At 39.5% G+C, this 12242-nt stretch carries 14 protein-coding genes; 9 read left to right on the forward strand and 5 right to left on the reverse strand.

The features are described from left to right. Positions 1-83: 83 nt before the first annotated feature. The 4 genes from ACFQ3S_RS02860 (at position 84) to ACFQ3S_RS02875 (ending at position 2892) form a co-directional block, all read left to right on the forward strand. Complete coding sequence (locus ACFQ3S_RS02860; RefSeq protein WP_377161038.1) at positions 84-1262, forward strand: AAA family ATPase; 1179 nt, start codon at positions 84-86, stop codon at positions 1260-1262. A 1-nt stretch (position 1263) separates the two neighbouring features. Beyond that, complete coding sequence (locus tag ACFQ3S_RS02865) at positions 1264-1818, forward strand: DUF4276 family protein (RefSeq protein WP_377161040.1); 555 nt, start codon at positions 1264-1266, stop codon at positions 1816-1818. Positions 1819-1873: 55 nt separating this feature from the next. After that, positions 1874-2281, forward strand: a complete 408-nt coding sequence (locus ACFQ3S_RS02870; RefSeq protein WP_377161042.1) for a hypothetical protein — start codon at positions 1874-1876, stop codon at positions 2279-2281. A gap of 86 nt (positions 2282-2367) precedes the next feature. Further along, positions 2368-2892: a GNAT family N-acetyltransferase gene (locus tag ACFQ3S_RS02875; RefSeq protein ID WP_377161044.1), complete on the forward strand. Its 525-nt coding sequence runs from the start codon at positions 2368-2370 to the stop codon at positions 2890-2892. A gap of 84 nt (positions 2893-2976) precedes the next feature. On the opposite strand, the gene ACFQ3S_RS02880 is transcribed toward ACFQ3S_RS02875, so the two are convergent. Both ACFQ3S_RS02880 and ACFQ3S_RS02885 read right to left on the reverse strand, forming a co-directional pair. Next, a complete protein-coding gene (locus ACFQ3S_RS02880) occupies positions 2977-3387 on the reverse strand; it encodes a hypothetical protein (protein WP_377161046.1) in 411 nt (136 codons plus the stop codon). A 191-nt stretch (positions 3388-3578) separates the two neighbouring features. Further along, positions 3579-3767: a hypothetical protein gene (locus ACFQ3S_RS02885; protein WP_377161048.1), complete on the reverse strand. Its 189-nt coding sequence runs from the start codon at positions 3765-3767 to the stop codon at positions 3579-3581. A 200-nt stretch (positions 3768-3967) separates the two neighbouring features. On the opposite strand from ACFQ3S_RS02885, the gene ACFQ3S_RS02890 reads away from it, so the two are divergent. Next, a complete protein-coding gene (locus ACFQ3S_RS02890) occupies positions 3968-4660 on the forward strand; it encodes a S24 family peptidase (RefSeq protein WP_377161050.1) in 693 nt (230 codons plus the stop codon). Between the two features lie 14 nt (positions 4661-4674). Beyond that, the gene (locus ACFQ3S_RS02895) at positions 4675-5226 is read left to right on the forward strand and encodes an STM3941 family protein (protein WP_377161052.1); all 552 of its coding nucleotides are present in this window, start codon (positions 4675-4677) and stop codon (positions 5224-5226) included. Positions 5227-5242: 16 nt separating this feature from the next. On the opposite strand, the gene ACFQ3S_RS02900 is transcribed toward ACFQ3S_RS02895, so the two are convergent. The 3 genes from ACFQ3S_RS02900 to ACFQ3S_RS02910 form a co-directional block, all read right to left on the reverse strand. Further along, a complete protein-coding gene (locus ACFQ3S_RS02900) occupies positions 5243-5740 on the reverse strand; it encodes a hypothetical protein (RefSeq protein ID WP_377161054.1) in 498 nt (165 codons plus the stop codon). A 240-nt stretch (positions 5741-5980) separates the two neighbouring features. Beyond that, a complete protein-coding gene (locus tag ACFQ3S_RS02905; protein WP_377161056.1) occupies positions 5981-6343 on the reverse strand; it encodes a response regulator in 363 nt (120 codons plus the stop codon). A gap of 301 nt (positions 6344-6644) precedes the next feature. After that, positions 6645-9416 carry a M16 family metallopeptidase gene (locus ACFQ3S_RS02910; protein ID WP_377161058.1) on the reverse strand — a complete coding sequence of 924 codons (2772 nt, stop codon included), beginning with the start codon at positions 9414-9416 and terminating at the stop codon, positions 6645-6647. A gap of 527 nt (positions 9417-9943) precedes the next feature. On the opposite strand from ACFQ3S_RS02910, the gene ACFQ3S_RS02915 reads away from it, so the two are divergent. From ACFQ3S_RS02915 to ACFQ3S_RS02925, 3 genes are all read left to right on the forward strand, one after another. Next, entirely contained in the window at positions 9944-10366 is a 423-nt protein-coding gene (locus ACFQ3S_RS02915; RefSeq protein WP_377161060.1) for an RNA recognition motif domain-containing protein, read from the forward strand. A 748-nt stretch (positions 10367-11114) separates the two neighbouring features. Further along, positions 11115-11417: a hypothetical protein gene (locus ACFQ3S_RS02920; protein ID WP_377161062.1), complete on the forward strand. Its 303-nt coding sequence runs from the start codon at positions 11115-11117 to the stop codon at positions 11415-11417. Positions 11418-11695: 278 nt separating this feature from the next. Beyond that, entirely contained in the window at positions 11696-12205 is a 510-nt protein-coding gene (locus ACFQ3S_RS02925; RefSeq protein WP_377161064.1) for a DUF3347 domain-containing protein, read from the forward strand. Positions 12206-12242 lie beyond the last annotated feature (37 nt).

Below are 12242 nucleotides of genomic sequence, written 5' to 3' on the forward strand. Positions count from 1 at the left end.
GTAGTAATGGAGGTTTGTGAGTAGTTTGCAGATAGTATTAAAATGATAACTTTGCTTAAACCGTTTACCGGTTGCAAAAGGAAATGGACAGAATATACTTATCAGAAGCTAAGCTCAAAGGTTACCGCACTATTAAAGACCTATCGGTAAAGTTCAATCCCGGGTTGAATATAATTATTGGTAAGAATGGGAGTGGAAAGACCAACTTTTTGACATATTTGGACAAAGCAATTACTTATGATTATAATGACATTTTCAATAGTATTACATATTTGAAATTTGATGGTAGAATAAATTTCGAGGTAAATGTTAGTAAAGATGCTACTTTAGGGAATTTGACTTCTCATTCTACGTTAGCACAATTAGGAAACATCAAAGCAAAATATGAGCTTAAAATCAATGGGGACGAAATTGAGCCCAACTATGCTTATCAAAATTTGACATCAAATAATGAACTCAATTTTAATTCAATATTTATAACACATGGAATTCGAAGTAACGACAACAATTTCATAATTGCATCGCCATTTTCATTCGAGTATTTAAATTTTGTCAATGAGCTATTTCCAAGTGCACTAAATAGATCTAATCCCTTTTTTTTAAGATCTGTCTTGTTTGACTTATCAATGAATCTATTCGAGTTTGAGGAAGAGAAGTTATTGTTGCATAAGAATACGGAATACATTCAGCAATTCGTTTTGAAATCATTGAATTATTATTGTGATTATATTAACGAATCGATAGGAGAGTATCTTCCAATAGAAAGAATTAGAATAAGTTCATCATTAAAAGTTTATAAAGAACAAGATTCAATAAAAGTTGATAATATAATTTTAGAATATTATGTTAACAATTTTTGGTTGCCATTCTCAAGTTTATCAGATGGAACAAAACGAATGTTTTGTATTTATTCAGATGTAATTGCTACTTTAAGCCTTGATGACACTCTTCCTGCCAATGATAAAATCATCCTCCTCGAAGAACCCGAACTCGGTATCCATCCTCACCAGTTCGAACAAATCATGACGTTCCTAAAAAAGATGTCTAAAGATGTTCAAATTATTTTAACCACGCATTCGCCGCAGGCATTAGATATTTTAAGCAAGGACGAATTGGATGCCTTGCACATTTGCGAATACCACCCCGAAACGGGTACCACCTTAACCAGTTTAAGCGAAGGGCAAATAGATAAAGCCAAAGCCTACATGGATAGCGAGATGTATTTAAGCGATTACTGGCGTTATTCAGACCTCGAAAAATAGCATGAGAATTGGCCTGGTGGGAGAAGCACCACACGATACTAATTGTATTGGCGTATTGCTTAATCAGCTTTACCCTGATATCGAATTTTTCCCGCTCATCAATCAAATTCGTGGTTCGCAACTGGATTGCCCGCAGCCTACTAAACGGTTATTGCGTGTGGAGTTTAAGTTTGAAAAGCCTGACCTGGTGATATTTATTCGCGATTTGGATGGTTTGGCACATGAAACGGATAAGATAGACCAAAAGAAAGCGTACTATGCAGAGTACCGTACTGTGGTTGACAACCGAGCCATATTGCTGCTAAATATTTATGAAATAGAGGCCTTGATATTAGCTGATATGGAAAAATTTGGCGTTATGTATAATTGTGAGGTTCCTGCTGTTGCTGATCCATCTGCCATAAAAGAGCCAAAGGAGTATTTAAAGCAATTGAGCAGGAAGTACTCAGAATCGCATAACCTTCAGGTTTTTCAAAGTTTGAACATTGAAGCAGTAGCTGCCAACTGTAACTATTTTAGTCGATTTTTAAAGGACTTTAAAACACGGGTAATTTAATTATCTTAAAAACGAAGTTTTAAAAGCCGTAACAATTACAGACCTTTGCATTATTATGAGGCCCGGAGATAAAGTAATTTGCATTAACGATAAAATAGACGCTGAAAAAGCCGAAGAAATCCGTCGTGACTTTGAGATATGGATCACTAAAGACAAGGAGTACACCATCCGCGAGATCCTGGATAATAGCGGCATTGTAACCGGTGTGCTGCTCGAAGAAGTACATAATTTCCCCAAGTTTTTTAACCTCATTAACCGCTACCAGGAACCTGCTTTTGCTATATGGCGTTTCCGTAAGCTTAACTACGCCACTGCCCAGCAAGCCGAAGAGCATACCGAAAAACTGGTAGAAGTTGGTCGCCCTGCTAAAGAAGAGGAAGTCCAAAGTCCGAAGTTTTTGGATAATAAAGTTACGAAAAATGAAACAACAATCTGTGTTGCAATTCCCTTTACTGACTACTGACTACTGACTACTGACTACTGACTACTGACTACTGACTACTGACTACTGACTACTGACTACTGACTACTGACTACTGACTTACAGACATGATGATCCGCCAAGCTACTTTACAAGATATTGATTCTATAATGGAACTTATTGCACAGGTACTGCCTATTATGCAGGCTACGGGTAATTTGCAGTGGGACCATACTTACCCTAACGCGGCGGTTTACACGAGTGATGTGGAAGCCGGGCAGCTTTGGGTAGCTGATATTGATGGTGCCATAGCCGGTGTTATAGCTGTAATTGTGAACGAGCAAGAAGCAGAGTACGCACAGGTTCCAGGCTGGGATATTACTGAACCTTGTATTGTAGCGCACAGGTTGGCAGTAAGTCCGCACATGCAGGGTAAGGGCATTGCAGCCCAGTTATTACAGCAATGCGAGGTGATAGCTATTAAAAATAACATTGGTTTGGTAAGGTTGGATACTAATACCGTTAACCGCCCCATGCAAAACCTTTTCTTAAAATTAGGCTATAAATTAGGTGGCGAAATTGAACTAAATAAACGCCCCGGTATGTTATTTATGGCCTTTGAAAAGCGTTTGGATCCGCAAATAATTAGTTAAACTAAGTTTAAAATCTGCTTTATCTATAAAATAACTGGTTTAATCTCATTTATGATTTATATACTATTCGGCATAGTTGTAATCTTAAAAATTTAGATCATGAGCGTAAGTTTCATTTTCTATTAATTGCGTGAGTATATTTTTAAGTAATGCTTCGCGGGTCCATTGTTGTTCGGCAGATGTGGCATCGTGCTGGTACCAGTGCAGGGGCGCGCTAATAGGGATGCGGGTTGTGTACAGGTATTTCTTTTTGGGGTGCATGCGTATGCCTTCGTAACTATTCATGTTTTCGGCCTTAATAAGCTTGGTTAAATGGCTTACGGTTATGTTAAGTTGCAGGCATTCGTCGAGGGTGTTCTTATAGTCCTGCTTGTCTTCCAGCCAAAGGGTTAGCGTTTGGCCGTTCAGTTCATGGTCGGCAATGGCAATGCGGCTATAGTTATAATCAACCGAAATTATGAGCCACCAAAGCTCATTGCGTGTTTTTTGATTCATTTTTATCATGTGAGTATTTTATTGCGTTGTTGTAGGGGTGTAGAAGGAATAGGGTGCACTTTACTTATAAGGGTTGATATACTATCAGTTTAAGCCTGTCGAAAACTTATGAAAGCGTACAAGTTTTCAACAGGCTCAAACTCAAATATTAAGAAAAATGTAATCACATTAATAAATCTAACTTGCACCAATTATTTAAAAGCTGGATACCAACCGGGCAGGTATTGCTGAATAGCGGTTATTTCCTGTTCATACTTTTGGCAGGCCGCCTGGTAACCAATGTAGCGTAATTTAAGTTTGCGATGTACCGTTTTGCCTGGTGTACTAACTGGCGTTACTATACCGGCATTATTTTGAAGTGCAGAGTAGGCGAGATGCATTGCTTTGGATTTGTGTTTTAATCTTTTTTTGTTGGCTAAATAGAATGATAACCGGTGAATTACCACCGGTTCTGATCATCAAAATTTCTTCAAATTTGTATAATTCAATTATTTTGTATTTCTTTGAATTATTACAGAACAAATATAAAGAAATTTCTGTATTATTGTCAAGAAAAAGTTATCCACATAATTTAAAATTTATGGAAAGCACAATTAAAGCAGGAAAAATTAAGACTATCCGTCCCGAAACATTGGAGTTTATTATTATTTATAACCAGTTAAAGGGTAAAGCATTTAGTGGTAATGCAGAGCTGGCAGAAGTGCTTGGTTTTAATTCGCCAAGTTCTATTACAGAAATAATAAAGAGCCGACAAAATATAGACACAGAAAAACTGCGTATTTTTAAAGAAAAATATCAGTCGTTTTTGGATGGTACCGCTGTTGCCACTACCCTTAACGTAACTAAGCCGTACTTGGGCATACCCATGTTTGAGGTAATTGCAACCGCATCAGGAGTGGAAGTGTACAACGATATAAACGACACGCAGCCTGTAGGACACATGTATTTTCCTGGTATTGAAGATTGTGATTTTGCTTTACCTGTTTGGGGTCACTCCATGTATCCTTATTTAGAAAACGGCTGCTGGGTGGCTTTAAAAGTTATTCATGATAAAAAGATATTGCCGGGCGAGGTATATTATATTGAATGGGGCGATTACCGGATGTACAAGCGCCTGCTGGCTACCGAAAAAGACGATGAGTTAATAGCCCACTCCGATAATACTACCGAAATGATAGCTGGTCGATTGAAGTATTCGCCCTTTGTGATCAAAAAATCGGAAATTAAAAAGCTTTGTTTGGTAAAGGATATTCACAAGAAGCACAATCATTAAATTATATTTGAGATATGAACATAGATGATGCTCCTATAGAAATTCAGAACAGCCGCACTAAACTGGCAGGGTTGTTTGTTATCTCGCTCTTATTTGTATCGGTAGGGTTATGGATGGCGCTTAAACCGCAGGGCTCTTTGTTTGGTAGTTTGACCATGGTGCGTGTTGTGGGTGTGGCGGCCATTGTGTTTTTTGGGCTGGCCTGTGCCTTTATGCTTAAACAATTAGGCAATAAAAAACCGGTAATTATCATTTCGGCCCATGGTATTACCGATCGTTCCAGTGCAACCAGCGTGGGTTTTATTCCTTGGGAAGATATAACCGATATAAGGGAGACCATGGTCATAAACCAAAGTTTTATGACCATTGATGTAAAGAACCCTGAGCATTACATAAGCCAGCAAACTAATGCTGTAAAACGTAAGTTGATGCAGCTTAATTTCGATAAGTATAATTCCTTAATCAGTATATCGGCCAACTCTTTGCAGTGCAAGCATTTTCAGCTCAGGCATTTGTTACAAAGTGAATTTAAAAGCTATCAGGCCCGGAAAAGCCAGGCCCGATAGTCCAGTATTATATCTCTTATTTGTTGCAGTCGGTTGGTTTCAACTCAATAGAAAACGGTGCCGTCATATCTGTAAACTCGCGGCCGGTAGTAACATCTGCTTTCAGTGGCTTTTGATACAAGCCGGTGTGGTTTAATTTGAAAGATACAGGAATACTATCGGTCATTCCTTCCTGCATAAATATCCAGGTAGCCTGTATGGTTTTATCAGCACGCATATTGCCGGTAAGCGTGCCTTTACGACTATCTTTTTCAAAAATAGAGCTTACCATTTTACCGCTCACCTTGTTGTTTTGTATGTGCAGTTGCACGTAAAGGGTATCTTTCATTTGCTTGCCGCTTACCTGAAGATAGCAGCCATCTTGCGTACGTTTGGAGATCTTGCCCTTTTTAACCTTGGCATTAGTAGTGTCGGCTTCGGTACCCGATTGCGACGAACTTTGGCAGGCAGATAATAAACTTAAACCTGCAAGTAATAGGGCCACGCGCTTGTAGGCCGTTTTAATAGTTTTCATGAATTAGTTTTAGCGTTGAACTTAATTTGTTATTACTTAACCTTACAACATGCTTTTTGTTGTTAAAATATGTAATATGACACTGTTAATACGCAACTAAACATTCAAGTGATACACGCTGTTGTTGGTTTACCTCCGATAGGTTAAGATGCATTCATGGATATGCTCACATTTCCCTTTTATAAGCAGGAGCAACATTCGAAGATAAATAGCTTTACAGCAAGAAGCAATGCAATTAACTTATTTGATTTTTTTCTTGTTGAATGAGCGGATCAGGTTACCGAGGGCGCTAATATTAAAAGGCTTTTCTAAAAACCCATTGGCACCGCTTTTTTTGGCTAATTGTTCGAGGTTGGGCATGGTAGACACTAACAATACGGTAATATGTTGTAAGGCAGGGTCGGCTTTAATAAATTTACACCATTCGCTGCCTCGTTTACCAGGTAGCAGCTCATCCATTAAAACCAGATCGGGTTTAATTTCATGAAATCTTTCGGCTATTGAACCGTCTTCAGATGGTATAACTTCGTAGCCGTCATCTTTAAGTATAATATCCATGATCTCGCTAATATCAGGATTATCCTCTATTACTACAATTCTCAATTTTATATTATTAATTAACTTTATTTAATTTAACACAAATATAGCTATAATTTTGAGAGGTATGTTATTAACCTTTAACTTATAATCTCTTTTAAGCAAAACTTGAGGCTATGTAATATACAAGCAATATATTGTTATTCACTAATTATGGCTTGTTACTTACAGGCTATGTTTATGGGCATAACTGGTAAGTTTTACAATATTATGGAACCAGTGTGTTACCTATTGAAACATACATGGCAAAAAACCGCAGCTGCCTGGGCAACTGCGGTTTAACATTTAAACAAACTAAACTTGATAATTATTTGGTTTCAGCTTTCTTTTTAGCAAAATCGCCGGCTTTAACAATACTAATTTTGCTGGTATCGTAATACTTTTTAGCAGCAGCGTTAATTTGCGCGGTGGTCAGTTTACTAATGGCATCATCCATTTTTTGCCAAAAGGCAATATTCTCGCCATAGTAACTGTAAGCGTTTAAGGTACCGTTCAACACATTATCCTGAGCTAAGCTTACACTACGCGATTGCAGGTAACCTTTTTTAGCTTCGGCCACTTCTGTATCAGTAAACCCATCCTTAACTACTTTTTCAATTTCCTCTTTAAAGGCAACATCCAGTCGGCTAACGTTTTCGGGTGCATAAATGGCATAAAACTGGGTGATGCCTGTATTTTGATCAAAGTAACCGGCAGATACGCCCGAACCTACACCATAGCTGATACCCTCTTTTTGACGGATACGTGAAGCCAGACGCGAGTTAAGAAAGCCACCGCCAATAATGTAATCGGCCATCAGCATGGCCGGGTAATCGGCATCTTTCATGCTTAACTTCAGCGGCTGTAGGCCAATAAAGAAAGCGTTGGCTTTATCGGGGGTTTCAATGTTTTTGTTTATGGCAGGCACATCCTTGGTTTTAGGAATTAAGCGGGCAAATGTTTGCGGGCTTTTCCAGCTACCGTACTCCTCATTAATCAGGCTTTTAGCTTGTGCGGCATCAAAATCACCGGTAATAGATATAAAGGCGTTCGAGGCACCATAAAAATCTTTATAAAAACTTTTTACATTGCTTTCGCTTACCGCTTTGGTCATGGCTATGTTTTCATCAATGGTTGAAACATAACGCGGGTCGCCTTTAGGGTAGGCGTTTAAGTAGCGTTGCAACTCGTTTATGGCAATGCTTTGTGGCTCGCTGCGGCCCTGCTCAATGCCGGCAATGCTTTGTTGTTTTAATTTCTCTAATTCATCGGCCGGGAAAGTAGCCTCTTTCAAAATTTCGTTAACCAGTTTAAATACCGGCGTAAAATTAGTTTTATCGGTAGTTATACTAACCGACAGGCTGTTAGCGCCACCACCAAAACCTACACGGGCTTTTAATTTATCCAGCTCGTCTTGTATTTGCTGACGGGTTTTGTTTTTGGTGCCCTTGTTGAGCATGGATGCGGTAAATGATGCAATAGTACCTTTGTTTTGTACAGATGCTTCGTTACCAAAATAAAATACCATGCTGGCCACTACCGCTTCGCCGCGGGTTTGCTTGGTTAACATGTTTAAAGTAACGCCACCCACTTTAGTGGTAACCAAACGTTTTTGAATGTTAGCCGGTGATGCATCAAATGCCTCACCCTGTGCAATAGTTTGCGAACCGGTGTAGCCTTTCAGCATCTTAGCCAGATCGGGCGTTGCAGGTACTTCGGTACGGTCGGGCTTTTCGGTTGGTACAAAAATACCCATTGTACGGTTCGATGGTTTAAAGTATTTATCGGCCACACGCACCACATCGCCCGGGGTAACGTTCTTTAACTGGTCGCGTTGGTAAAATAATAAGCGCCAGTCGCCCTGTGCAATATACTCGCTCAGGTTTAAGCCCACGTTTTCGGATGAGTTTAAGCCCAGGTCAATATTTTTTAATTGCTTGTTGCGTATCCGCTCTACTTCTTGCGCGGTGGGTTTCTCGGCCGAAAATGTTTCTACCGTGCTTAGTAAAATATCTTTGGCTTCATCCAGGTTTTTGTCTTTAGGTACTTCCACTTCAAACATGGCCACACCGGGGTCGGCTGTTTCGTAATCGTAACCACCCACATCAGTAGCCTTTTTGGTTTCCACCAGTTTTTTATACAAGCGGCCCGACGGCTGATCGGTCAATAGTTCAATTAAAACGTTAAGCGGCTGTGTATCGGGGTGTGGGCCCGATGGTACATGATACCCGGTTATCACATCCTGTATGTCGCCCACGCGGCGCAGGGTTACCAAACGCTCGCCATCCTGAGTTGGCTCAACGGTATAAACCGGAGGCAATACACGGGTAGGCTTAGGTATGGCGCCAAATTTTTGGTTAATGGTGGCCAAAACTTTAACCGGGTCAAATTTACCCGATACGGTTAACACCGAATTATCGGGCTGGTAATATTTATGGTAAAACGCCTGTAAACGGTCTATCGGTACTTTTTCCACATCGGCACGGTTACCTATGGTTGATTTGCCGTAATTGTGCCATAAAAACATAGTTGATAATACGCGCTCGTTCAGTACCCGGCTTGGGCTGTTTTCGCCCGACTCCATTTCGTTGCGAACCACACTGAATTCTTTATCCAGCTCGGCCTTAGCAATGTAAGAGTTTACCATACGGTCGGCCTCCAGGTCTAACGCCCAGTTCATGTTCTCGTCGGTTGCCGAAAAGGTTTCAAAATAGTTGGTACGGTCTAACCAGGTGGTGCCGTTAGGGCGGGCACCATGCGAGGTTAACTCCTGCGGAATATTAGGGTGTTTAGGCGTACCCTTAAAAACCATGTGCTCTAACAAATGTGCCATACCGGTTTCGCCGTAATTTTCAAACTTCGAACCTACCAGGTAGGTGATGTTCACCGTAGCCGTTTGTTTGGTTTGATCGGGAAATAGCAGCACGCGAAGGCCGTTAGCCAGTTTATATTCAGTAATACCCTCTACCGAGGTTACCTTAACCGGGGCGGATAAGATTTTAGTGGCTACTTTTTTTGCCGGTGCCTTTTGTGCCATAACGGGCATAGCACAAACCGCCGACAATGCGAAAGCCAGCATTGTTTTTTTGATAGTTACCATATTAATTAGCGATAATAGATTTTTTGCACCTAATATAGTTGAAAATGCACAAACTAAGTATTAAGTTAGCTGCTTTTAGTAATTATAATTGCTTATTACCGCCTTTAATTAAGTATTGACATTTAGCTATAAAAAATTTGCCGTAAATGTGTTTATATATTTTAAAAGATGGAACCGCTTTATGCTATTGATCATCTTTAACAAGAAACACTTATTAAAAATACAATTCTATCCTACTTTTTGCACTTTCTTTCTTGAATTAGTTGATTAGGAGCGGATAAGGGTTGTTATGTTTACCCAAGTTTAACGAAACCTAAAATTATTTAAAGAGAAAATTTAATCTTGAAAACCAGCTTTGAACTAGTTTTTTGTGAGTTTTTTGGCACATTTTGAAGTATTTATCTTATGTTTTAGTGATAATTAAAAATTATTTTTTTTATGCATACAATTATTCAACAAATACAGAATTTTTTATGTTAATTGCGGTGTTAAGCAACCATGCTTGAATAATGATAATTTAAAAATTGATGAACATTTTTGTAGGAAGCCTTCCTTATCGCTTAGAGGAAGCAGATTTAAAAGAACTCTTTGAAGCATACGGAGAGGTAAGCTCAGTGAAATTAATCTCTGACAGAGAAACCGGTAGAAGTAAAGGTTTTGGCTTTGTTGAAATGCCTGATGATGAAGCAGCTCAAAAAGCTATTTCTGGCCTGAATGGTGCTGAAGTTAGTGGCAGAAGCATTGCTGTAAGCCAAGCGGAAGAAAGAAAACCAAGCAGCGGTGGCGATCGTCGTGGCGGCGGTGGTGGCGGCTTCGGCGGCGGCAACCGTGGTGGCGGTGGCTATGGTGGCGGCAGCGGCGGCGGCGGAAGTCGTGGTGGCAGCGGCGGCGGTGGTTACTCAAAAGATAACAATCGTGGCGGTAGCGGCGGCGGTGGTCGTTGGAGCTAAGCCTATCATATATAAACGCCGGAAGAGGTTTTCTTTTCCGGCGTTTTCCTTGTGATTATCATCCTTTGCAAATGCTTACTCCCTTTTTATAAGCCATATTGCAGGAAAGCTTTTTTAAAATCCGAAAAATTTCGGAGGTTAAATTCTTTTACCCTAATTAGGGCATATTTTTAGAAATCTGCATTATCATCCGTACGATAATAATGCAGTTGGCAGTGTATCATCCCCGATCTCTGACATTTTACCCATCTATATTCATATTAATTTACCATTCTACCAAACAGCGTTTGCTGTATGCGTATGCCATAATCCTCATCTTGTTACTTGCTATTTTATATGAGCCGTATGCTTGGCTTATATTGCAGTGTGCATTGGCGTTTTTTTTTACGCTATACCTAACAAATTAACAATTAACAATATCAGTTCTGGCTTGTACAAGATCTGGTACTTAACTGAGTTTTCGAGACAAATTCATACAGGCATTGTAAGGTGAACGATTATTATATATAAATACATGGGCAATAATGTTACTGCCCAAATAATTTTATTTAGTCAAATAGTTTCATTTATTGAAAATATAAACAAGTTATCAGTTACCCAATTTACAATTTGAATTTTCTTTAACCCTGTTTTGTAACATAAATGTTAGGTCCGGTTTTTGGTTGTAATTAAACCATTATGGCTGTGCATCGTCTTATTCATATAACAACAATGCAATAGCATATTAATAAACTAACAAAATACGACTATGAAACGGATCACATTTTTAGCAGCATTTATAGTATCATTGGTAACTTTCGGTTCGGCCAAAGCACAGGTTAGCGCCCGTATCGGTATAAATATCGGTAACCCGGCACCGGTATATTACGCGCCCCAGCGTGTAATAGTGGCAAATAGGGCACCGGTTTATCGTTACCCGGTTCGCAGTTATTATCGTAGCAGGCCAGTAGTTGTGCGCCCTGGCTACTACTCACATCGCCCGGTTGTAGTTCAACACCGTTATTACGGTCATCCTGGCCATGGCCATGGTAGAGGACATGGAAGAAGGTAATTTGCCGGTTTAATATATATATAACCTCTTGGTTTTCACTAAGAGGTTTTTTTGTGTTCGTACATTAAACAGTGTACTTATTTAGTTAATGCAACAGGGAAATAAATTCGGCATTACAGATTGCTTTTTTTACTTTCAAACACAACAAGTTTTGCAGGAAGGACATCAAAAGCTGGAAAAAAACATTAAAAGCGTTTGTTCTGCTTAATGCAAACAAGTATTACGGCATTTATCGGCAAATTATTACCTTAGCCAGATCATCAATCAACTACACTATCATGAAGAAATATCTTTTGATCGCTGCTATCGCGTTCACTGCTGCTTTAAGCGCCTGTGAGCCATCGGGAAAGCAAAATTCTAACTCAAGCCAGGCTAATGAAACTACGGCTGGCCTCCAAACCGATACTGCTAAAGTTTACAATGCCTATTTACAGGTAAAAAATGATTTGGTTAAAACTGATGGTAACGCAGCTAAGGGTTCGGCAGGTGAATTAGCTAAAACATTGAATGCAATTAAAGGTTGTGCCGAGGCAACCAACCTGGCTAAAAATATGGCAGCCACTAATGATATAAAATCGCAGCGCATCTTGTTTTTACAGCTAAGCCAGGATGTTATTCCGTTGGTGAAGGGAATGAAGAGCAAAAAAGAGACTATTTATATAGCTTATTGCCCCATGGCCGATGAAGGAAAGGGAGGTTATTGGCTATCGGCACAAAAAGAAATCAAGAACCCATATTATGGTGATGAGATGCTGGAATGTGGTGAAGTAAAAGAAGAGATCAAGTAAACTATAAATAAATAACATTTACCTAATACTTACAGCA

It is taken from the genome of Mucilaginibacter terrae (genome assembly GCF_042679325.1).
In the GTDB taxonomy this organism is placed as follows: Bacteria; Bacteroidota; Bacteroidia; order Sphingobacteriales; family Sphingobacteriaceae; genus Mucilaginibacter; species Mucilaginibacter terrae.